The sequence below is a fragment of the Streptacidiphilus jeojiensis genome (genome assembly GCF_042510965.1).
GTDB classification, from domain to species: Bacteria; Actinomycetota; Actinomycetes; order Streptomycetales; family Streptomycetaceae; genus Streptacidiphilus; species Streptacidiphilus jeojiensis.
Genome location: NZ_JBEUKS010000003.1, coordinates 32,942 through 54,291, shown reverse-complemented (window position 1 = coordinate 54,291; position 21,350 = coordinate 32,942). Strand labels below are relative to the sequence as shown.

Annotated in this window: 16 protein-coding genes; 9 read left to right on the top strand and 7 right to left on the bottom strand. The window is 73.2% G+C overall.

What is annotated here, in order from left to right:
• Positions 1–10 precede the first annotated feature (10 nt).
• Positions 11–1,336 carry an extracellular solute-binding protein gene (locus ABUW04_RS09230; protein WP_380563965.1) on the bottom strand — a complete coding sequence of 442 codons (1,326 nt, stop codon included), beginning with the start codon at positions 1,334–1,336 and terminating at the stop codon, positions 11–13.
• A gap of 355 nt (positions 1,337–1,691) precedes the next feature.
• Here ABUW04_RS09230 and ABUW04_RS09225 point away from each other — a divergent pair, with 355 nt between their 5' ends.
• From ABUW04_RS09225 to ABUW04_RS09215, 3 genes are all read left to right on the top strand, one after another.
• Positions 1,692–3,143: a cellulose binding domain-containing protein gene (locus tag ABUW04_RS09225; RefSeq protein ID WP_380563963.1), complete on the top strand. Its 1,452-nt coding sequence runs from the start codon at positions 1,692–1,694 to the stop codon at positions 3,141–3,143.
• A 318-nt stretch (positions 3,144–3,461) separates the two neighbouring features.
• Positions 3,462–6,203, top strand: a complete 2,742-nt coding sequence (locus tag ABUW04_RS09220; RefSeq protein ID WP_380563961.1) for an alpha/beta fold hydrolase — start codon at positions 3,462–3,464, stop codon at positions 6,201–6,203.
• The gene (locus ABUW04_RS09215) at positions 6,200–7,102 is read left to right on the top strand and encodes an ABC transporter permease (RefSeq protein ID WP_380563960.1); all 903 of its coding nucleotides are present in this window, start codon (positions 6,200–6,202) and stop codon (positions 7,100–7,102) included. Before ABUW04_RS09220 ends, ABUW04_RS09215 begins: the two co-directional genes overlap by 4 nt.
• A 29-nt stretch (positions 7,103–7,131) precedes the next feature.
• Here the strand turns inward: ABUW04_RS09215 and ABUW04_RS09210 are convergent, their stop codons facing one another.
• Positions 7,132–7,896: a hypothetical protein gene (locus ABUW04_RS09210; RefSeq protein ID WP_380563959.1), complete on the bottom strand. Its 765-nt coding sequence runs from the start codon at positions 7,894–7,896 to the stop codon at positions 7,132–7,134.
• An 83-nt stretch (positions 7,897–7,979) separates the two neighbouring features.
• On the opposite strand from ABUW04_RS09210, the gene ABUW04_RS09205 reads away from it, so the two are divergent.
• Positions 7,980–9,530 carry an ATP-dependent DNA ligase gene (locus tag ABUW04_RS09205; protein WP_380563958.1) on the top strand — a complete coding sequence of 517 codons (1,551 nt, stop codon included), beginning with the start codon at positions 7,980–7,982 and terminating at the stop codon, positions 9,528–9,530.
• A gap of 44 nt (positions 9,531–9,574) precedes the next feature.
• On the opposite strand, the gene ABUW04_RS09200 is transcribed toward ABUW04_RS09205, so the two are convergent.
• Entirely contained in the window at positions 9,575–10,069 is a 495-nt protein-coding gene (locus ABUW04_RS09200; RefSeq protein WP_030255425.1) for a MarR family winged helix-turn-helix transcriptional regulator, read from the bottom strand.
• Positions 10,070–10,167: 98 nt separating this feature from the next.
• On the opposite strand from ABUW04_RS09200, the gene ABUW04_RS09195 reads away from it, so the two are divergent.
• A complete protein-coding gene (locus ABUW04_RS09195) occupies positions 10,168–10,719 on the top strand; it encodes a YceI family protein (protein WP_380563957.1) in 552 nt (183 codons plus the stop codon).
• 72 nt (positions 10,720–10,791) lie between these two features.
• Here the strand turns inward: ABUW04_RS09195 and glnII are convergent, their stop codons facing one another.
• The 3 genes from glnII to ABUW04_RS09180 all read right to left on the bottom strand — a co-directional run bounded on the left by glnII (position 10,792) and on the right by ABUW04_RS09180 (position 14,129).
• Positions 10,792–11,814, bottom strand: a complete 1,023-nt coding sequence (glnII, locus tag ABUW04_RS09190; RefSeq protein ID WP_030255430.1) for a glutamine synthetase — start codon at positions 11,812–11,814, stop codon at positions 10,792–10,794.
• A 251-nt stretch (positions 11,815–12,065) separates the two neighbouring features.
• Positions 12,066–13,286, bottom strand: coding sequence for a beta-ketoacyl-[acyl-carrier-protein] synthase family protein (locus tag ABUW04_RS09185; RefSeq protein ID WP_380563955.1), 1,221 nt, complete (start codon positions 13,284–13,286; stop codon positions 12,066–12,068).
• A gap of 168 nt (positions 13,287–13,454) precedes the next feature.
• Complete coding sequence (locus ABUW04_RS09180; protein WP_380563954.1) at positions 13,455–14,129, bottom strand: YigZ family protein; 675 nt, start codon at positions 14,127–14,129, stop codon at positions 13,455–13,457.
• A gap of 183 nt (positions 14,130–14,312) precedes the next feature.
• Between ABUW04_RS09180 and ABUW04_RS09175 the strand changes: the two genes are divergently transcribed.
• Positions 14,313–15,467 carry a DUF5685 family protein gene (locus tag ABUW04_RS09175; RefSeq protein ID WP_380563953.1) on the top strand — a complete coding sequence of 385 codons (1,155 nt, stop codon included), beginning with the start codon at positions 14,313–14,315 and terminating at the stop codon, positions 15,465–15,467.
• 23 nt (positions 15,468–15,490) lie between these two features.
• Here the strand turns inward: ABUW04_RS09175 and ABUW04_RS09170 are convergent, their stop codons facing one another.
• Entirely contained in the window at positions 15,491–16,696 is a 1,206-nt protein-coding gene (locus ABUW04_RS09170) for an MFS transporter (protein ID WP_380563951.1), read from the bottom strand.
• A 58-nt stretch (positions 16,697–16,754) separates the two neighbouring features.
• On the opposite strand from ABUW04_RS09170, the gene ABUW04_RS09165 reads away from it, so the two are divergent.
• From ABUW04_RS09165 to ABUW04_RS09155, 3 genes are all read left to right on the top strand, one after another.
• Positions 16,755–17,780, top strand: a complete 1,026-nt coding sequence (locus ABUW04_RS09165) for an ArsR family transcriptional regulator (protein ID WP_380563949.1) — start codon at positions 16,755–16,757, stop codon at positions 17,778–17,780.
• Positions 17,781–17,866: 86 nt separating this feature from the next.
• Complete coding sequence (locus ABUW04_RS09160) at positions 17,867–19,555, top strand: ABC transporter ATP-binding protein (protein WP_380563947.1); 1,689 nt, start codon at positions 17,867–17,869, stop codon at positions 19,553–19,555.
• Positions 19,552–21,330 carry an ABC transporter ATP-binding protein gene (locus tag ABUW04_RS09155; RefSeq protein WP_380563946.1) on the top strand — a complete coding sequence of 593 codons (1,779 nt, stop codon included), beginning with the start codon at positions 19,552–19,554 and terminating at the stop codon, positions 21,328–21,330. The genes ABUW04_RS09160 and ABUW04_RS09155 overlap by 4 nt, the downstream gene beginning before the upstream one ends.
• Positions 21,331–21,350: the final 20 nt, after the last annotated feature.

Below are 21,350 nucleotides of genomic sequence, written 5' to 3'. Positions count from 1 at the left end.
GTCGTCATCGTCACTGGGAGGCGTTCAGGGCCTGGTCGAGGTGGGTGTCGAAGTCCTTGGCCGCCTGGGCGGTGGTCTTGCGCCCGGTGGCGATGTCGGCGAAGAAGGTGTTGATCGACTTGTCGCTCTCGATGGTGGCCCAGCCCGGGGTGGCCGGGGTGCCGACGCTGGTCTTGGCGGCCTCGAAGAAGGCGGCGGAGGTGTCCGGCAGCGAGCCCTTGGTGGAGTCGATGAGCTGGGTGGACACCGGGGTCCAGGCGTCGATGCCGACGATGGCGCTGGTCTGCACGGCCGGGCTGGAGGCGGCCTTGAGGTAGGCCAGCGCCAGCGCCTGGTTGGGGCTCTTGGTCGCCACCGCCAGGTCGGAGCCGCCCAGGAAGACCGGCTGGGTCTTGCCGGCGGTGGCGCTCGGGAACGGGAAGGTGCCCAACTGCCCCTTCAGCGCCGGGTTGTCCTTGAGCACGGTGTTGATGCTGGTGTCCAGGATGGTGGCGGTCTTGCCGCCGGCGAACAGCGCCCGCTGGTCCGGCGCGGTGGTGTCGACGTTGCGTGAGGCCGCGCTGGAGTAGGTGTTCTGGAAGGCCTTCCAGGCCTGCAGGCCCTGCTGGGCGGCGGGCGACTCCAGCGCCCCGGTCCACTTGCCGCCGCTCTGGGTGGCCAGTTGGCCGCCGGCGTCCCAGACGAACTGCAGCGCGCCGTACCAGTACTCGCCGGGGAAGTAGAAGGGGGAGAAGTCCGCGGCGTGGTTGGCCGCCTTGATCTTGGCCAGGTCCGCGGTGAACTCGGCCATGGTGGTCGGCGGCGCGGTCACCCCGGCCTTGGACCAGATGGTCTTGTTGTAGACCACGGCGCGGTTGCCGGCGAACAGCGGCACCGCGTAGAGCTTGCCGTCCACGGTGGCCGGGTCGGCCAGGCCCGACAGCCAGGTCTGACCCGCCGACAGGTCGGCCTTGTCCGAGGTGATGTCGCTCAGCGCGCCGTTGGCCGCGAACAGCGGGACGTCGGTGTTGCCTATCTCCAGCACGTCCGGCGGGTTGTCCTGCGCCAGCGCGGTGCTGATCTTGGTGTTGATGTTGTCCCACTCCTGGATCTGCACCTTCACCTTGGCGCCGGTGGCCTTCTCGAAGGCCGCGTTGACGGCGTCGGTGGCCTTGGTGCTCAGGTCGCCGTCCATGTACCAGACCGTGATCGTCTTCCCGGCGGCGGAGGCGGCTCCGGAGGAGCCGGCCGAACCGGTGGCCCCGGTGCCGGTACTACCGCCGCTGCTGCCGCAGGCGGTCACGGACAGGGCCAGCACAGCACCGCAGGCAAGCGCGGACAGGGCTCTCTTGTGCACGGAATCCTCCTCGGGAAACGTCGCCGCACCGGGGCCCGCACCGTGGCGGGCCCGGCTCGTCGGCTGATGAGCGCAGACGCTCCCAGGTGACCATTGGTCATGTCAATACCCCGCGGAGAAATGTCCGCTCCGACCTGCGGAGACCAGTATTTCCAAGGCCTTAGCACCCATCAGGCCCTTGACAGTCGCAGGACAAGGCCCCACCTTGTACGTCAACCGGCAAGCAGTTAATGACCAGTGGTCAGCCCGACGGGGCTGTGCCGGCTGCACCGGGCCGTACGGGATCCGCGCTTCCTGGCGCGCGGACTCCGTACGGCGTGCCGCGTTCGCACCTCCCATCTCCCGAGGAGCACCGATGGAGCACGTCCACCCCCACCGCACACCGTTCGACCTCCGCCGCCGGACCCGCAGGGCGCTGCTGGCCGGCGCCGCCGCACTGGTCTGCGCGGCCACCGCGCTGTACCCGACCGTGCACCCCGCACACGCCGACTCCCCCGCACTGTCGGTGCTGTACAAGACCACCACCGGGGCCAGCGCCGACGAGGCCGAGCCCTGGTTCCAGGTCGTCAACAACTCGACCGCCGCCGTCCCGCTGAGCCAGGTGACACTGCGTTACTACTTCACCGCCGACGGCGCCTCCTCGTACACCTTCGCCTGCGCCTGGGCCGTGGTGAGCTGCTCCAACGTCACCGGCACGGTCGCCGCACTGGCCACACCGAGCGCCACCGCCGACCACTACCTGCAGATCAGCTTCGGCGCCGGGGCCGGATCGCTGGCCCCCGGCGCCAGCACCGGCGACCTGCAGCTGCGGCTCTACCGCAGCGACTGGCAGAACGTGAACCAGGCGAACGACTACTCCTTCAACGGAGCCGACACCTCCTACACCGCGTCCAGCACGGTGACCGCCTACCGCAGCGGCGCCCTGGTCTGGGGCACCGAACCGGCCGGCGGCGGCGGTCCGACCTCCAGCCCCACCCCCACCCCCACCCCGACGCCCACCGGCGGTGGCGGCTCCACCACCCCGCCCTCCGGCGCCACCCTGTTCGACGACTTCCACTACACCGGCCCCAGTGACCCCGCCCTGGCCGCACACGACTGGACGGTGCGCACCGGCTCCGGCGGCCCCGGCGTTGCCAACACCTGGTCCGCCAACGCCATCAGCTTCCCCAGCGACTCCACCGCCCAGGGCGGCCGGGTGATGCAGTTGCAGGCCAGCACCGACGGCACCACGGCCGGCACCACCCAGGCCGAGATCGACACCACCCAGCGCAAGTTCTTCGAGGGCACCTACGCCGCCCGGGTCTACTTCAACGACGCCCCCACCAGCGGCGCCAACGGCGACCACGTCAACGAGACCTTCTACACCATCACCCCGGACGACTCGCTCTACAGCGAGGACGACTTCGAGTACCTGCCCAACGGCGGCTGGGGCGGCCCGGCGAACTCGATGTACACCACCTCCTGGTACAGCTCCGACGCCTTCGACCGGGTCACCAACGACACCATCGGCAGCCTCCAGGGCTGGCACACCCTGGTCGCAACGGTCGCAGGCGGCACGGTCACCTACTACATCGACGGCACCCAGGTCTTCTCCAGCACCGGCAAGTACTACCCGCGCGAGAAGATGACCATCGACTTCAACGAGTGGTTCATCGACCTGCCCTTCACCGGCGCCCGCACCTGGGACGAGAAGGTCAACTGGGTCTACTACAACGCCTCCGGCGCCCAGTCCCCGGCCACCGTCCAGAGCGCCGTCAACGCCTACGAGGCGGCCGGCACGCACTTCACGGACACCGTGCCGAACTGACCCGGCCCCGGAACCACCCGGGGAGCAGGCCGGCCGAGGCGGTCTTGACACTGCGCGTGGTGTCACGTCACCTTGGTACTCAGCCTCCCCAGGTGATCTGACCAGTGGTCATCAGGACTGCCTTCACGGCCGAGGCGACCACCCCGTGCAGCCCCGCGCTTCCTGGCGCGCGTGGGCTGCGCGGCGGTCCGCCCGACACCCCCGCAGTTCCTCCTGGTCGAAGGGCACCAGCGCGCGTCTGGGATCGTTCTCCCAGCAGTGATCCGCCGAACGCGGACCCACTGAGCTCCTGACGCCCCTTCGAAAGGCACCCCCCGTATGGGATTCCGACTGCTCCGCCCGCGGCGAGCACTGTTCGCGGGCGCGGTCGCCGCAGCCCTGCTGGTGGGAGCCGGCACCTGGACCGCCGTCGCCGACCACGGTCCCGCGCCGGTGCAACGCACCGACCAGGTACTGGCACTGCCCGAGTCGCCGGGCAGCAGCACCACGGTGAGGATCGACACCTCCTACTTCACCTCCGGCTCCCCCGGCGTCCGCCGCCCGGCCGTCCTGCTGGCCCACGGCTTCGGCGGCAACAAGGACGACCTGACCGGCGAGGCGCAGACCATGGCCCGCCAGGGCTACGCCGTGATGACCTGGTCGGCACGGGGATTCGGCGCCTCCGGCGGCGACATCGGCCTGAACGACCCGCAGCGCGAGGTCGCCGACGTCAGCGGCCTGATCGACTGGCTGGCCAAGCAGCCCGACGTGCAACTGGACGCCCCCGGCGACCCCCGGGTCGGCATCGCCGGAGCCTCCTACGGCGGCGCGGTGGCCCTGCTGGCCGCCGGATACGACAAGCGGGTCGACGCCATCGCCCCGGAGATCACCTACTGGAACCTGTCCGACGCGCTGTTCCCCGACGGCGTGTTCAAGAAGCTGTGGGCCGGGATCTTCTTCACCACCGGCTCCACCGACCAGTCCGCGACCACCACGACCGGCCAGGCCGGCCCCCGGATCACCGCCACCGACGACTCCACCTGCGGCCGCTTCGCCGCGGACCTGTGCGCGATGTACCAGCGGGTGGCCGTCTCCGGGAAACCGGACGCGGCCGCCGAGCAACTGCTGGAGCAGCGCAGCCCCTCGGCGGTGGCCAAGCAGATCAAGGTGCCGACGCTGCTGGTCCAGGGCCAGACCGACTCGCTGTTCCCGCTGGACCAGGCCGACCAGGCCGCAGCCGCGATCAAGGCCAACGGAGCCCCGGTGTCGGTGGACTGGATCGCCGGCGGCCACGACGGCGGCGACCTGGAGTCGGCCCGGATCGAACAGCGCACCTCGGCCTGGTTCGACCGCTACCTCAAGCGCGACACCGCCGTCGGCACCGGCCCGGCCTTCCGGGTCAGCCGCAGCGGCGGCGTCGACAGCACCAGCGGCACCGTCACCCTCCAGGGCGCCAGCGCCGACTCCTACCCCGGCCTGGAGAACTCCCCGGTCGCGGTCTCGCTCTCCGGGCCGCCGCAGACCTTCGAGAACCCGCCGGGCGGCGCACCGCCGGCCATCTCCGCGCTGCCCGGGATCGGTTCGCTCAGCCAGCTCTCCGGCCTGGGCGTCGGCCTCTCACTGGACTTCCCCGGCCAGTCCGCCGAGTTCCTCTCGCAACCGCTGACCACCTCACTGCGGATCACCGGCTCCCCCACCGTACGCATCCACGTCCGCGCCGACAGCGACGACGCGGTGCTGTTCGCCAAGCTCTACGACGTCGCCCCCGGCACCGGCGGCAGCAAGGTGCTGCCCTCGCAACTGGTCACCCCGCTGCGGGTGACCGGCGCCAGGGCCGGCGCCGACGTGCTGGTGCACCTGCCCACCGTGGACCACCAGGTCCCGGCCGGGCACCGGCTGGAGCTGGTGCTGTCCTCCACCGACCTGGCCTACGCCTCCCCCGCCGCGCCCGCCTCCTACACCGTGTCGCTGCTGGGCAACGACCTGAGCGTGCCCACCGACCCGGCGCTCAGCACCGCCGCCTCCCCGCTGCCCTGGTGGGTCTGGGGCCTGCCGCTGCTGGCGCTGGTGGTCGCGGCGGCGCTGCTGCTCACCGGGCGCAACCGTCGCACCGGACGCCTACGCCGCCGGGCCGGGCAGCCGGCCGCCGACCCGGAACTGGTGCTGGTACCGCTGCGGATCCAGGGTCTGACGAAGCGTTACGCCGGATCGGCCGACCGCTACGCCGTGCGCGACCTGTCCTTCCAGGTGGAGCCGGGCCAGGTGCTGGGACTGCTCGGCCCCAACGGCGCCGGCAAGACCACCACCCTGCGCATGCTGATGGGCCTGATCAGCCCGGACAGCGGCGAGATCCGGGTCTTCGGGCAGCCGATCCGTCCGGGCGCGCCGGTGCTCTCCCGGGTCGGCGCGTTCGTCGAGGGCCCCGGCTTCCTGCCGCACCTGTCCGGACTGGCCAACCTGGAGCTGTACTGGCAGGCCACCGGACGCCCCGCCGAGGACGCCCACCTGGACGAGGCACTGGCCATCGCCGGGCTCGGCGACGCCGTGGAACGCGCGGTGCGGACCTACTCGCAGGGCATGCGGCAGCGGCTGGCCATCGCCCAGGCCATGCTGGGCCTGCCCGACCTGCTGATCCTGGACGAGCCGCTGAACGGACTGGACCCGCCGCAGATCCGCGAGATGCGCGACGTGATCGTCGGCTACGCCGCGGCCGGACGCACCGTCATCGTCTCCAGCCATCTGCTCGCCGAGGTCGAACAGACCTGCACCCACCTGGTGGTGATGGACCACGGGCAGCTGGCCCAGGCCGGACCGGTCGCCGAGATCGTCGGCTCCGCGGACACCCTGCTGGTCGGCACGGAGCAGCCGCTCGACCCCGACCTGGTCGGCAAGGTGGCGGCGCTGCCGGGGGTGGCCTCGGCCGAGCCGGTCGCCGAAGGCCTGCTGGTACGGCTGGACGGGGCCACCGCCGCCGAGCTGACCGTCGACCTGGTCCGACTGGAGATCCCGGTGCAGAGCCTCGGCCCGCACCGCCGCCTGGAGGACGCGTTCCTCACCCTGATCGGAGGAGCAGCCCGATGAGCACGCTCACTGACGCCCCGTCGGGCCCGCCCTCGGGCTCCCCGGCCACCGCGCACGGGCCTTTCAAGAATCGCAGCACCGCGCGCAGCACCCTGCCGCTGCGGGTGGAGGCGGTCCGCCAGCTGCGCCGGCGCCGCACCCTCGCGATGGGCGCGCTGGTGGTGCTGCTGCCGCTGATCATCCTGATCGCCTTCCAGGTCGGCGGCAGCCCCGGCGGTGAACGCAACCAGAACGGGCTGCTCACCGTCGCCACCGCCTCGGGCGCCAACTTCACCGCGACCTGCCTGTTCCTGTCCTCGGGCTTCTTCCTGGTGGTGCCGGTCGCGCTGTTCTTCGGCGACACGGTGGCCTCGGAGGCCGGCTGGTCCTCGCTGCGCTACCTGCTGGCCGCACCGGTACCGCGGACCCGGCTGCTGGTCAGCAAGCTGACGGTGGCTCTGGCCTTCAGCACCGTCGCCACCCTGCTGGTCCCGCTGGTCGCCCTGGCTGCTGGCACCGCCGCCTACGGCTGGAAGCCGCTGCAGCTGCCGGCCGGCGGATCGCTGCCCACGAGTACCGCCGTGGTGCGGCTGCTGGTCGCGATCGGATTCATCCTGCTGAGCCAACTGGTCACCGCGGCGCTGGCGTTCTGGCTCTCCACGGTCACCGACGCGCCGCTGGGCGCGGTCGGCGGCGCCCTGGGCCTGACCATCCTGGGCAACATCCTGGGCGCGATCAGCGCCCTGGGCAGCGTCCGCGACTTCCTGCCCACCTACTGGGCCTACTCCTGGGCCGACCTGCTGCAGACCGATCCGCAGTGGAGCGGCATGGCCAAGGGCGTCTCGGTCTCGGTGAGCTACGCCCTGGTGCTGTTCGCCCTGGCCTTCCGCCACTTCCGCGCCAAGGACGTCGTGTCCTGAGCCCGGCGTCCTGACAACCTGGAACCGGCTCAGCCCGGCCGGTCGCTCCGGGCCGGCTCCCCGGTCGGGGCGCCGCCGACCAGTTCGTTGAACCGGCGCCCCAACCGGGACCAGCGCCGCGCGTGCCGGTAGGCACGCAGCCGGGCCCTGGCCCGCGCGCGGGGGCGCCGCCGGTAGAAGCGGCGCTCCCAGTACGACCCGGGCTGCGCCAGCCGTACCGCCCCGAACAGGGCCACGAAGGGCACCAGCACGCCGATCAGCGCCATCCGCAGCTTGCCCTTGAGCAGCGCGAGGACCACCAGCAGGAAGTTGACCACCAGCGTGGTGACCACCGAACTGCGGTCGCCGGCCTGCTGGCCGGACAGGTCGTCCACGCCCAGCGGCGAGAAGCCCAGCGCCACCAGCCCGCCCAGCGCCGCCGCCAGCACCACCACCTCCACGCTGCGCCGGCCCTCCTCGCTCCAGTAGACGTCGTCCAGGTGCACGATCAGCGCGAACTCGTCGAGCACCAGGCCGGCGCCGACGCCGAAGACCACCGCGCACACGCTCGCCGAGGCGCTGTGCAGATCCGTGGCGACCGCGCCGAACCCGCCGACGACGGTCAGCACCAGCCCGGGCACCGCGTGGTGGATGTGCACCCCGCCCGGGGTGATGTCCCGGAACGGGCCCCGGCCGGCCCGGATCAGTCGGGTGATCAGCCGGGTGACCAGGAAGGTGATGATGAACGAGGCCAGTGCCAGCAGCAGCGGCAGCTTGCCGGGCTCCGTGATGTTGCGGTACCACCAATCGCCCATGCGTCCATCATGCAGATCATGATCGAGGACTGCCCGCGGGCAGCCCGCGGGCGCCCCCGGCCGCGCCGGGCCAGAATGACCCCATGCAGCTTCAGCAGGTAGCCGCGGTCTCGCACGCCACCGCTGCGGAGCCGGCCCGCAACGCCAAGGTCGCCCTGCTCGCCGACCTGCTCCGCGGGCTGGACCGGGCCGACCTGCACGCGGCGGTGGTGCTGCTGTCCGGCGAGTCGCGCCGGATGCGGGTCGGCGTCGGACCGGCGGCGCTGCGCGACCTGCCCGCCGCCGCGGAGCGCCCGCAGTTGGGCGTCGCCGAGACCGAGCGGATCCTGCAGCAGATCGCCGAGGTGCACGGGCCCGGCTCCCAGGCCGCCCGGCAGCAGCTGCTGACCGACCTGTTCTCCCGCGCCACGGCCGAGGAGCAGGCCTTCCTGCGCGGGGTGCTCGGCGGGGACCTGCGGCAGGGCGCGCTGGACGCGGTGATGGGCGACGCCGTCGCCAAGGCCGCCGGGGTGCCGGTGACGGATGTGCGCCGGGCGCTGATGTTCCGGGGGTCGGCGGCGGCGGTCGCCGACGCGGCGATCACCGGCGGATCGCCCGCCCTTCGGGCCTTCGGCCTGGAACTGGGCCGCCCGGTCCGCCCGATGCTGGCGGCCTCGGCGCCGGACGTCGGCTCCGCCCTGGAGCGGGTCAGGCCGGCCGCGCTGGAGTGGAAGCTGGACGGCATCCGGGTGCAGGTGCACCGCGACGGCGACCAGGTCGGCGTCTACACCCGCAGCCTGGACGACATCACCGCCCGGGTGCCCGAGGTCGTCGAGGCGGTGCGGGCCCTCCCGCTGCGCTCGGCCGTCCTGGACGGCGAGGCGGTGGCGCTGGGCCCGGACGGCCGTCCCCGGCCGTTCCAGGTCACCGCCGCGCGCACCGCCTCCCGCAAGGACGCGGCGGCGCTGCGCGAGGAGGTCCCGCTCAGCGTCTTCTTCTTCGACCTGCTGCACCTGGACGGCGCCGACCTGCTGGACCAGCCCGCCCAGCGCCGCGTCGAGGCGCTGGCGGCGACCGTGCCGGCGGAGCTGCGCGTGCCCCGGCTGCTCACCGGCGACGACGGGGCCGCGCACGCCTTCTTCCGGGACGCGCTGGCCCACGGCCACGAGGGAGTCGTCGTCAAGGATCCCGACGCGCCCTACGCGGCCGGGCGGCGCGGGGCCGGCTGGATCAAGGTCAAGCCCCGGCACACCCTGGACCTGGTGGTGCTGGCCGCCGAGTGGGGCAGCGGCCGCCGCAGCGGCTGGCTGAGCAACCTGCACCTGGGCGCGCGGGCCGACGGCGCCGAGGGACTGCCGCCGGGTACCGGCGAATGGGTGATGCTCGGCAAGACCTTCAAGGGCCTCACCGACGAGATCCTCGCCTTCCAGACCCGTGAGCTGCTGCTCCGCGAGGTCCGCCGGGACGACTGGGTGGTCCACGTCCGGCCCGAGCTGGTGGTCGAGATCGCCTTCGACGGGGTGCAGCGCAGCCCCCGCTACCCGGCCGGGCTGACCCTGCGCTTCGCCCGGGTGCTGCGCTACCGCGAGGACAAGGGCCCGGCCGACGCCGACACCGTCGCCGCCGTCCGGGAGCTCGCGGCCGAAGGGCTGTGACCGGCCGCGGCCGGCCCTCGGCCCGAAGGCAGCAGCACCGGCCCTCAGTCCTCGCAGCTCGGCGCGGGGGTGCCCAGCTGCTCCAGGATCCGGTCGGAGACCGCGCCCAGTGCGGCGACCTGCTCGCTGGTGAGCGCGTCGAACACCAGCCGGCGGACCGTCTCCACATGGCGCGGGGCCGCCGCCTCGATCGCGGCCTGCCCCTGCGGGGTGATCGCGATGAAGGCGCCGCGTCCGTCGGCCTCGCACTCCTCGCGGGCTATCAGTCCGCGCTTGGCCATCCGGGCCAGGTGGTGCGACATCCGGCTCTTCTCCCAGTCCAGTTCCCTGGCCAGTTCGAGGATCCGGCGCCGTCCGCCCTCCAGATCTGTCAGATGCACCAGTACGTCGTAGTCTGCGATGGAGAGGTCGGACTCGGCCTGCAGCTCGCGGCCCAGCCGGGTGGTGAGCTGGGCCTGCATCCGCAGGAAACTGCGCCAGGCGTGCTGCTCGGTGTCGTTCAGCCAGCGCGGCTCAGCAGCGGTGTCGATGTCGTTCATGAAACCACCTTACCTCTCTTGGTTGACACATCATCCATCCTGCGCCACTATCAAGGTGACACATCAACCACTGACGAACAACGATCGAGGAGCGCAACATGGCCGCCATCACCCCCGAGCTGTCCGGCACCTACACCATCGACCCGGCGCACACCCGCATCGGCTTCGTCGCCCGGCATGCGATGGTCACCAAGGTCCGCGGTTCCTTCAACGAGTTCACCGGCACCGTCGTGATCGACGCCGAGAAGCCCGAGCAGTCCACCGCTGAGCTCGCCATCAAGGTCGACAGCATCGACACTCGCAACGCCGACCGCGACGGCCACCTGCGCACCAATGACTTCCTCGACCTGGACAACTACCCGGAGATCACCTTCCGCTCCACCAGTGCCCAGCTGGTCGACGAGAACAACGCCAAGCTGAGCGGCGACCTCACCATCAAGGGCGTCAGCCACCCGATCACCATCGACTTCGAGTTCGAGGGCGCGGCGACCGACCCGTTCGGCAACAAGCGCCTGGGCTTCGAGGGCTCGCACACCATCAGCCGCAAGGACTACGGCATCACCTGGAACGCCCCGCTGGAGACCGGCGGCGTCCTGGTCAGCGACAAGGTCGTGCTGGAGTTCGAGGTCTCGCTGGTCAAGAACGCCTGATCGACAGGATTCAGCACGCAGCGCCCGCCGGGAGTCCCGGCGGGCGCTGCGTGTTCTGGGCTCAGCTGCGGATCAGACCTGGTCGGCCTTCTCCAGCGCGGTGCAGCAGGTGTTGACCAGCAGGCGGGTCACCACGTACGGGTCCACGTTCGCGTTGGGGCGACGGTCCTCGATGTAGCCCTTCTGCTCGACCTCGACCTGCCACGGGATGCGCACCGAGGCGCCGCGGTCAGAGACGCCGTAGCTGTAGACGTTCCACGGGGCGGTCTCGTGCTTGCCGGTGAGACGGTCCTCGATGCCGTGGCCGTACTGCTTGACGTGCTCCAGCACCTTCTCCTGGTCGGCGCCCAGCGACTCGCACGCGGTGATGATCGCGGCGTAGCCCTCGCGCATCGCCTTGGTGGAGAAGTTGGTGTGCGCCCCGGCGCCGTTCCAGTCGCCCTTCACCGGCTTGGCGTCGATGGTCACCGCGACGTCGAACTCCTCGGCGGTGCGGTAGAGCAGCCAGCGGGCCACCCACAGGTGGTCCGAGACGGTCAGCGCGTCGACCGGGCCGATCTGGAACTCCCACTGGCCGGGCATGACCTCGGCGTTGATGCCGCAGATGGCCAGGCCGGCCTCGATGCAGCGGTCCAGGTGCAGCTCGACGATCTCGCGACCGAAGACCTCGTCGGCGCCGACGCCGCAGTAGTAGCCGCCCTGGGCGGCCGGGTAGCCGTTGACCGGGAAGCCGAAGGGACGGCCGTCCTTGAAGAAGTTGTACTCCTGCTCGATGCCGAAGATGGCCTCCTGCGCCGCGAACTGCTCGGCGATGGGGCGCAGCAGCGCGCGGGTGTTGGACTCGTGGTCGCTGCCGTCGATGTTGAAGACCTCGCACAGCACCAGCACGTTGTCGCCACCGCGGATCGGGTCCGGGCAGGAGAACACCGGCTTGAGCACACGGTCGGACGCGTGGCCCTCGGCCTGGTTGGTGCTGGAGCCGTCGAAGCCCCAGGTGGGCAGCTCTGCACCGTCGGCCAGGACACGCGTCTTCGAACGAAGCTTGGCGGTCGGCTCGGTGCCGTCGATCCAGATGTACTCAGCCTTGAAGCTCACGGGCGGCATTCCTCGCGGTGGGGTGGGAACGATGCGGTGACGCGTTGCGGTGCTCCGCGACGCTGAGGAGGTCCGCTGTTTTTCTGCGCCCGAGACTCACAGGCCGCAATTTCCCTCCTGTTGCCCATGTGTGAACAGCAGGTTAACCGGGCTGGTTAGTGCCACAACTCACATGAACAGAACGTCCGAACCCGGCAGAAACGGGCGGATCGTGCACGTCGTAGCAGCTCAGACGCGGGTGAGGGCGCGGCTCAGGCGCGGGTGAAGGCGAGTGTGACGTTGTGCCCGCCGAAGCCGAAGGAGTTGGCCAGCGCCGCCTCCCAGACGCCCCGGCGGCGGTTGCCGCGGACCAGGTCGAGCTTGACCTCCGGGTCGGGCCGGTCCAGGTTGCGGATCGCCGGGGTGGCGCCCTCGCGCAGCGACAGCACCGCCACCGCGGCGCCCAGCGCGCCGGAGGCACCGAGCAGATGACCCGTCATCGACTTGGTCGCGGTGACCACCGGGTGGGTGCCGACAGCGTCGGCCACCGCCTCCGCCTCGACCAGGTCCCCGGCCGGGGTCGAGGTGGCATGGGCGTGCACCATCCCGATGTCCAGCGGCCCCAGGCCGCCGTCGGCCAGGGCCTGCCCGATGGCCCGGACCTGGCCGTACCGGTCCGAGGCGGTGATGTGGACCGCGCTGGAGGTGACGCCCGCCCCGGCCAGCAGGGCGTGCACCCGGGCCGACCGGGCCCGGGCCAGGTCCGCGCGCTCCAGGACCAGGACCGCCGCGCCCTCCCCCATCACGAAGCCGTCCCGGTCCAGGTCGAACGGGCGCGAGGCCGCGCCGGGGTCCTCGTTGCGCGTCGACAGCGCCGTCATCTGCGCGAACCCGGCCAGCGGCAGCGGGGCCAGGCAGGCCTCGGTGCCGCCGGCCACCACCACGTCGGCCCGGCCCAGCCGGATCAGGTCCAGGCCCATGGCGATCGCCTCCGCCCCCGAGGAGCAGGCACTGACCGGGGTACGGGCCCCGCCCAGCGCGCCGAGGTCGATGCTGACCCAGGCGGCCGGACCGTTGGGCATCAGCATCGGCACCGCGTACGGGGACACCTTGCGCGGCCCGAACTGCTCCAGCAGGTCGTCCTGGGCCAGCAGGGAGCGGGCGCCGCCGGTGCCGGTGCCGATCACCACGGCCAGGCGCTCCGGATCCACCTCGGGCCGCCCGGCGTGCGCCCACGCCTCGCGGGCACTGACCAGGGCGAGCTGCTCGCACCGGTCCAGCCGCCTGGCCTCGACCCTGGACAGGGACTCGGTCGGCTCGACGGCGAGCGGCGCGGCGATCCGCACCGGCAGCGCCGCGGCCCAGTCCTCGGCGATCACGGACGTCCCGGAGCGTCCGGCGAGCATCGCCTCCCAGGTACCGGCCATGTCCCCGCCCAGCGGGGTGCTGGCACCCAGTCCGGTCACCGCGACCTCGATCGTCCCCATCGCCATCGCCGCACTCCCGTCAGTAGGAAACAAACGAAGGCTGCACTGTGCCGACGAGCCGTCAGCACTGCGGCCTCTGCTGCATACCTCCACACTGTCACGATGATCGAGCCGCGCAGGGGCGCCACAGCGCACCGAGTTGACCTTGCCGACCTTGTGGAGTCCCCACAACCATCAGCGGGAGGGCCGGACCCCGCCCCAGGGCACGTCGACGCGCTCGGTCCCGATCGGCTCCAACTCGGCGGCGCCCGCGCTCGCCGCCGCCAGCCAGGCCTCGAAAGCCGCCACCTCCCCGGCCGGCACCCCGATCTCGAAGCGGACCCCCGACCCGGTGTAGACGGCCTCCCGGACCAGGTGCCCGGCGGCGCGCAGGTCGTTCTCCAACCGCCCGGCGCGCTGGTGGTCCACGCCCACGGCCAGCAGGGCCACCAGCCGCCGCTCCACCACCACGGCCTGGTCCAGCGCCGCCGACACCGCACCGCCGTAGGCGCGCACCAGGCCGCCCGCGCCCAGCAGCACCCCGCCGAAGTACCGGGTCACCACCGCCACCGTGTCGGTCAGCCCGCGCCGGCGCAGCACCTCCAGCATCGGCGCCCCCGCCGTGCCGGCCGGCTCGCCGTCGTCGTTGGAGCGCTCGCGGCGCGGCCGGTCCCCGATCACGAAGGCGGTGCAGTTGTGCCGCGCGTCCCAGTACTGCCGGCGCACCGAGGCGACGAACGCCTGCGCCTCGGCCTCGTCCTGCACCCGCAGCAGGGAGCACAGGAAGCGCGACTTCTTGACCTCGGTCTCGTGCACGACCGGCCCGTCCGGCGTCGAGACGGTCAGGTAGGGGATCTGCTGCGCCGTCATCGGCCCAGCGTAACCGCCTTGAGCGGACCCGCCGCTTCGGCCGGCGCGCGGCCCGGACGAGCACCGAGGCGGGGGCGGGCAGATCAGCGGTCTCCCTGCCTCTCGAACACGGCTCGCACTAGGCTCCCCTGGTACGCCGTCAGGCGGATGTCCCTCGTCTCTCGGAAAGGCCCCCACGCGCGGATGTTCGGAATCATCAGGCCCTGCCGCCACCGGCTCACCGAGGCGCTGCACCAGTCCTGGACCGCCCACCTGTGCGGGCTGTGCCTGGCCCTGCGCGACGACCACGGCCAGCTGGCCCGGACCGCCACCAACTACGACGGGCTGATCGTCTCGGTGCTGGTCGAGGCGCAGAGCGACGATCCGGTCGGCGGACGCCGCAAGGCGGGCCCCTGTCCGCTGCGCGGGATGCGCACCGCCTCGGTGGCCCGGGGCGAGGGGGCAAGGCTGGCCGCCGCGGTGTCGCTGGCGCTGGCCTCGGCCAAGGTCCGCGACCATGTCGAGGACGGCGACGGCGCCTACGCCCGGCGCCCGGTGGCGCTCGCGGCCGGCGGGGTGGCCGAGCGCTGGGGACGGCAGAGCCGCAGCGGCGGCAGCAGCCTCGGCTTCGACACCGGCCTGCTCTTCGACACCCTGGCCCAGCAGGGGACGCTGGAACGCGCCGCCCTGCCCGGCAGTTCGGTGCTGCTGGTGACGGCGCCGACCGAGCACGCGACCTCGCTGGCGCTGGAGCACACCGCCGTGCTCGCGGGCCGCCCCGGCAACCGCGCCCCGCTGGCCGAGATCGGCCGGCTCTTCGGCCGGCTGGCCCATCTGCTGGACGCCGTCGAGGACCTGGCCGAGGACCGGGCCACCGGCGCCTGGAACCCGCTGCTCGCCACCGGCACCAGCACCGACGAGGCCCGGCGGCTGTGCGACGACGCCGTGCACGGCATCCGGTTGGCGCTGCGCGACCTGGAGTTCAGCGACGGCACGCTGGCCCACCGGCTGCTGGCCCATGAGACCGCCGCCGCGGTGCGCCGCACCTTCGCCCACGCGGGCGCCGGCGCCCAGGGCTCCTTCGGTCCGGCCGCCCCCTACGGCCCGGCCGGTCCGCGCGGCCCCTTCGACGTCCCGCCGCCGCCCCCGCCGCGCCGCCGCAACCCGGTGGCCGGCTGCGCGATGTGGGCCCTGCTCTGCTGCACCTGCCAGGCCTGCTGCCGCGAGGACTACGAGGACCCTTGCAACGGTCGTCGTCGCCAGGGCCCCTGCAGCGACGTGGACTGCTGCGACGGGGACTGCTGTGAGGCGCTGGAGTGCTGCGAGTGCTGTGAGTGCTGCGACTGCGGCGGCTGCTGATACTCCGTCAGTGACGCTGCCCCTCAGGAGTGCTGAGCCACCGGCACCTCGGGCTGCCGCTCTTCGGGCCGGACCGGGCCCCGCAGCCCCGGTGCCAGGCACAGGGTGACGGCCACGGAAGCCGCCGCCATCAGTGACATCGCCGTCGCCGGCGAGGTCCTGGTGGCGACCGCCCCGGCCAGGGCCGCGCCCACGCCCTGCATGGCGAGCATCCCCGAGGAGTGCAGCCCCAGGGCGTGTCCGCTCAGTTCCTGCGGCACCAGCGCCATCAGCCGCTCCTGCAGCAGCAGGCTGGCCGCGTAGCCCACCGAGGCCAGCAGCACCGCCACCAGCGCGAACGGCAGCGAGGGCCGCAGGGCGAACACCAGGTAGGGGACGGCCAGCAGCAGCCGCATCGGCGCCCCGAGCCGCTCGCGCCACCATGCCGGGACGAAGCGGCCGGTGAGCGTGTCCCCCGCCAGCATGCCCAACGCGGCGAAGGCGAACAGCAGTCCGGAGCGGCCCGGAGCGTACGGCACGAAGAGCGACTCGGCGCCGACGATCAACCCGTTCGGCACCCACAGCGCCAGGTAGACGTAGCGGCGCGGCTTCGCGGACCAGAGCCGGGCGTTGGTCCGCCAGGTCTCGGTGACCGAGGGCCGCCCGCCGGAGCGTGCGGGCCGGGCGCCGAGGCCGAGCCGCGACACCAGCGCCGCGCAGGTGTAGAGGGCGGCGCCGACCAGCAGCGTGCCGCGTGGCGACATCCCGGCGATCAGCAGCCCGCCGACGGCGTAGCCGCAGATCTGCAGGGTGCCGGTGGCCATGTTGAGCAGCGAGCGGCCGAGCAGGTAGCCGTCCCGGTCGACGATCTCGTTGAGCAGCCCGTAGCGGACCCCGCCGCCGAGCGAGGAGACCAGCCCCTGTCCGGCGAGCAGAGCGAAGACGGCCCACACCGGCAGACCGGGAACCGCCTGCGCGGCGGTGGCCAGGGCCAGCAGCAGCGTCAGGCCGCTCATCGCCGCCCGGGGCGGCAGCCGGTCGGCGGCCGACAGCAGGGTTGCCGCTCCGACCAGTTGGGCCAGCGAGGGTCCGAACATGGCCAGCGAGGAGAGCAGCGGCGAGCCGGTGGCGCCGAAGACCAGCGTGCCCCGGGCCAGCCCGCTGACCGTGGAGGCGCCGATCCCGGCCGCCGAGGCCAGGAAGAAGGGGGTGAACTCGGGGGTGCGGAAGAGCTCCTGGTAGGTGCGCATGCCGCAGTCTCCGGTGGTGCTGTTCGGGGGCGTTAGAGTTTCGCGCGGAGGCGAAACCATGGGCTGGTGGCAGGTCGACGCGGACACCCTGGCGGGCAGCAGGTTCGTGCTGTCCCCGCTGGCCGAGGCCACCGCGAGCCTGAAGGCGCTGGAGCGGGGGACCGCCGCGCATCCCGGCGAGCGGGCCTGGCTGGACGCGCACCTGGCCGCCTACCGGCGGCGCCTGGCCGCCGACCCGGTCACCGCGCTGCTGATCCGGTCCGCCCTGGGCCGCAGCTGGATCGCGGACTTCCTGACCCCCGCCCCCGGGGCGGCACCCGATCCCGCCTTCGAGCAGGAGGTGGCGCGGGTGCGCGAGGCCTCCCCCGAGGTCGCCAGGACCAATCTGACCGTCTCGCTGGGCGGCCCGCTCCCGCCCGAACTGCACCGCGCCGATCTTCCGCACCGCGCCGCCGGCCTGCTGGAGTGGGTGTGGACCGAGACCGTGCTGCCGTACTGGCCGCAGCGCCGGCGGGTGCTGGAGGCGGACATCGTGGCGCGCACCGCCGAGCTGAGCCAGGGCGGCTGGGCCGGGGCCTTCGACGCCATGCGGCGGGGTATGCGCTGGCTGGGCAACGGCCGGCTGCAGGTCAACGTCCATGACTACCCGCCTCGGGACATCTCCGGAGCGCAGCTGCTGTTCGTACCGGTGACGCCGCGTCAGGGCTGGGTCTCCTGGTCCCCCAAGCCGGCCGACGGCGTGGAGGGGGATCCGCCGGCCCCGCTGCCGCACCACCGCTACGCCGTGGTCTACCCGTGCTCGGGCGCCCTGGCCGAGGCCGGACGGCCGGACCCGGCGCCCCGGGCGCTGGCCGCCCTGCTCGGTCCCGGACGGGCCGCGGTGCTGGTGCTGCTGGCGACGCCCAAGAGCACCACCCAGCTGGTCGCCCTGACCGGACAGGGCCTGGGTTCGGTCGGCCGGCACCTCAGGGTGCTGCACGACGCGGGGCTGGTGCGGCGCAGGCGGTCCGGCCGCTCGGTCCTCTACTACCGGTCCGGCGCCGGGGAGTCGCTGGTGTCGGCCTCGGGGGGCCGCGAGACCTGACGCCCCCGGGCGAGCTGGCTACGGCAGGTAACTTAGGTTAGCCTCACCTTTGTTTCCATGCTGCCGAGCTGTGCGGAGGGGTGAGGGTGCGCGTTTCCGGACGGGCGGTACTGGGCCGGGCGGTCAGCGGCGAGTTGCGCGACGTGGTGACCGGGGCGGTGCTCGGGGCCGGGCACCAGGCCGGCGAGGCGATGGTGCCGGTGCTGATCGGCGTGGTCGTCGACCGTGCGGTGGCCCGCGGCAGCCTGACGGCACTGCTCGGCTGGCTGGTGGTGCTCGCCGCGGTCTACGTCGGACTCTCCTTCAGTTTCCGCTTCGGCGCCCGGGCCGGGGAGCGCGCCGCCGAGCAGGCGGGCCACCGGCTGCGGATGGACCTGGTCCGGCGGGTGCTGCACCCGGCCGGCGGCGCCGAGAACGGCCGGCTGCCCGGGGCACTGGCCACCCTGGCCACCGAGGACGCCCGGCGCGTCGGCGCCGTCAACACCGGGCTGGTGTTCGGCATCTCGGCACTGATGGGCCTGGTGGTCGCCGCGGCCGTACTGCTGCGCACCTCCCTGCCGCTGGGCCTGGTGGTCCTGCTCGGCACGCCCGCGATGACCGCGCTGGGCCATCTGCTCAGCAAGCCCTTGGAGCAGCGCAGCGAGACCGAGCAGGAGCGGGCCGCGGACGCCTCCGGCGTCGCCGCCGACCTGGTCGCCGGGCTGCGGGTGCTCAAGGGCCTCGGCGCGGTGCCCGCCGCCGTCGAACGCTACCGCCGCACCAGCCGCGACTCACTGGCCGCGACACTGCGCGCCACCCGCGCCCAGGCGCTGCAGAACGGCCTGGTGCTCGCCCTGACCGGGGTCTTCATCGCGGTGATCGCCCTGGTCGGCGGCCGGCTGGCCGCCGAAGGAAGCATCAGCCTGGGCCAGTTGGTCTCGGCCGTCGGCCTGGCGATGTTCCTGCTCGGCCCGCTGGAGACGCTCACCTGGGTCAACGCCGACCTGGCCCAGGGCCGCGCCTCGGCCCGCCGGATCGCCGAAGTCCTGTCCGCCGCACCGGAGATCACCACCGCCGAGCCGCTGCCCCCGGCCGCACCGGTGCGCGGCGGCATCCGGCTGCGCGGCGTCGGCCACGGCAGCCTGCGCGGCCTGGACCTGGACATCGCCCCCGGCGAACTGCTGGGCGTCGCCGTGGCCGACCCCGCGGACGCCACCGCGCTGATCCAGTGCCTGGCCCGGCGGCAGGACCCCGGCACCGGAGCGGTCGAGCTGGACGGGATACCGCTGACCGCCCTGGACCCGGCCGAACTGCGCTCGCTCGTGCTGGTCGCCGACCACGACGCCGACCTCTTCGCGGGCACCCTGCACGACAACGTCGCAGCCGCCGCCGACCCGTCGACCGATCTCGCCCCGATCACCGCCGCGGCCGGCGCCGACGAGGTCGCCGCCGCCCTGGCCCAGGGCTACGACACCCCGGTCAGTGAACGCGGCCGCTCGCTCTCCGGCGGCCAGCGCCAACGGGTGGCGCTGGCCCGGGCCCTGGCCGCCGACCGCGAGGTCCTGGTGCTGCACGACCCGACCACCGCGGTCGACGCGGTCACCGAGGCCGCGATCGCCGACGGCCTGCGCACCCTGCGCCACGGCCGCACCACCGTGCTGATCACCACCAGCCCGGCACTGCTGGCGGTTGCCGACCGGGTGGTGCTGATCGAGCACGGACGGGTCGCCGACACCGGCCCGCACCTGGAACTGATCCAGCGTCAGTCCGGCTACTGCGCGGCGGTTCTGGCATGAGCGGCACCGACCGGACCAGGGAACTGCTGCCCACCGCCGACCCGGCGCAGACCCTGGCCGCGGTCCGGCGCCTGCTGCGCCCGCGCGGAGCACTGGCCCTCGCCGGACTCGCCACCATGACCGGCGCCACCGCCGTGGGACTGCTCACCCAGCCGCTGCTGGGCCACATCGTCGACCTGGTCGCCGACCACCGCGGCCCCGGCGCCCTGACCCCCCCGGCCGTGCTGCTGGTGCTGGTCGCCGTGGTGCAGGGCGCCACCACCGCGCTCGGCCGCTCACTGACCGCCCGGCTCGGCGAGACCGTACTGGCCGCACTGCGCGAGGACTTCGTCGAACGGGCGCTGCGGCTGCCGCAGCAGCAGTTGGAGCAGGCCGGCTCCGGCGATCTCACCGCCAGGGTCACCGGGGACGTCTCCCGGGTGGCCGAGGCCGTCCGCACCGCCCTGCCGGAGCTGGTCCGCTCGGCGCTGGCGATCGTGCTGACCCTGGGCGCGCTCGCGCTGCTGGACTGGCGCTTTCTGCTGGCGGCGCTGCTGGCCGTGCCGATCCAGGCGGCCACCGCCCGCTGGTACCTGCGCCGGGCCGTACCGCTCTACGCCTCCGAGCGCATCGCCACCGGCGCCCAGCAGCAGGAACTGCTGGACACCGTCGGGGCAGCGGCCACCATCCGGGCCTTCCGGCTGGAGGCGGCGCACACCGAACGGATGGAGCAGCGCTCCTGGGCCGCGGTGCAGATCACCATGCGCGGGGTGCGGCTGATCCTGGGCTTCTACAGCCGGCTGCACGTCGCCGAGTACGTCGGACTGGCCGCCGTGCTGCTCACCGGCCTGCTGCTGGTACGGGACGGCTCCGCGAGCATCGGCGTGGCCACGGCCGCGGCCCTGTACTTCCACAGCCTCTTCGACCCGGTCAACGCGGCGCTGGTGCTGCTGGACGACATGCAGTCGGCCGGGGCGGGGCTGGCCCGGCTGGTCGGCGTCACCGATCTGGCGGACCATCAGGACCCGCCGCTTCCTTCCGCTTCCGGCACCGGCACCGACACCGCCGTCGAGGTGACCGCCCTCGGCCACGCCTACGCCCCCGGCCGGCCGGTGCTGCACGGCATCGACCTCACCCTGCGCCGCGGCGAGAAGGTGGCCCTGGTCGGCGAGAGCGGCGCCGGCAAGAGCACCCTGGCCGCCCTGATCGCCGGCATCCACAGCCCGACCAGCGGCACCGTCCGTCTCGCCACCGCCCTCAACGACAGCGACCCGCACAGCCTCCCGGTCGGACTGGTCACCCAGGAGGTGCACGTCTTCGCCGGACCCCTGGCGGACGACCTCCGGCTGGCCCGCCCCGACGCGGGCGAACCCCAACTGCGCGCCGCCCTGGACAAGGTGGGCGCACTGGCCTGGGCCGAGGCGCTGCCCGAGGCGCTGCGGACCGTGGTCGGCGAGGGCGGCCACCGCCTCACCCCCACCCAGGCCCAGCAGTTGGCACTGGCCCGGCTGATCCTGGCCGACCCGCCGGTCGCCGTGCTGGACGAGGCCACCGCGGAGGCCGGCAGCGCCGGAGCCCTCCTGCTGGAGGCCGCCACCACACAAGCGCTGCAGGGCCGCACCGCGCTGATCGTGGCGCACCGGCTCAGCCAGGCCGCAACCGCGGACCGGATCGTCGTCATGGACGGCGGCCGGATCGTCGAGAGCGGCACCCACGACCGGCTCAGCAGCGCGGGCGGCCGCTACGCCGACCTGTGGGCGGCCTGGTCGGGGACCCGCACCGGCACCACCCACTGACCCCAACAGACCTTCCCTCC

What these genes read in the sequence shown, in the direction of transcription:
- ABUW04_RS09225 (WP_380563963.1), top strand. Translation starts at nt 1,692, where the DNA reads ATGGAGCACGTCCACCCCCACCGCACACCGTTCGACCTCCGCCGCCGG.
- ABUW04_RS09220 (WP_380563961.1), top strand. Translation starts at nt 3,462, where the DNA reads ATGGGATTCCGACTGCTCCGCCCGCGGCGAGCACTGTTCGCGGGCGCG.
- ABUW04_RS09215 (WP_380563960.1), top strand. Translation starts at nt 6,200, where the DNA reads ATGAGCACGCTCACTGACGCCCCGTCGGGCCCGCCCTCGGGCTCCCCG.
- ABUW04_RS09210 (WP_380563959.1), bottom strand. Translation starts at nt 7,896, where the DNA reads ATGGGCGATTGGTGGTACCGCAACATCACGGAGCCCGGCAAGCTGCCG.
- ABUW04_RS09205 (WP_380563958.1), top strand. Translation starts at nt 7,980, where the DNA reads ATGCAGCTTCAGCAGGTAGCCGCGGTCTCGCACGCCACCGCTGCGGAG.
- ABUW04_RS09200 (WP_030255425.1), bottom strand. Translation starts at nt 10,069, where the DNA reads ATGAACGACATCGACACCGCTGCTGAGCCGCGCTGGCTGAACGACACC.
- ABUW04_RS09195 (WP_380563957.1), top strand. Translation starts at nt 10,168, where the DNA reads ATGGCCGCCATCACCCCCGAGCTGTCCGGCACCTACACCATCGACCCG.
- ABUW04_RS09185 (WP_380563955.1), bottom strand. Translation starts at nt 13,286, where the DNA reads ATGGCGATGGGGACGATCGAGGTCGCGGTGACCGGACTGGGTGCCAGC.
- ABUW04_RS09180 (WP_380563954.1), bottom strand. Translation starts at nt 14,129, where the DNA reads ATGACGGCGCAGCAGATCCCCTACCTGACCGTCTCGACGCCGGACGGG.
- ABUW04_RS09175 (WP_380563953.1), top strand. Translation starts at nt 14,313, where the DNA reads ATGTTCGGAATCATCAGGCCCTGCCGCCACCGGCTCACCGAGGCGCTG.
- ABUW04_RS09170 (WP_380563951.1), bottom strand. Translation starts at nt 16,696, where the DNA reads ATGCGCACCTACCAGGAGCTCTTCCGCACCCCCGAGTTCACCCCCTTC.
- ABUW04_RS09165 (WP_380563949.1), top strand. Translation starts at nt 16,755, where the DNA reads ATGGGCTGGTGGCAGGTCGACGCGGACACCCTGGCGGGCAGCAGGTTC.
- ABUW04_RS09155 (WP_380563946.1), top strand. Translation starts at nt 19,552, where the DNA reads ATGAGCGGCACCGACCGGACCAGGGAACTGCTGCCCACCGCCGACCCG.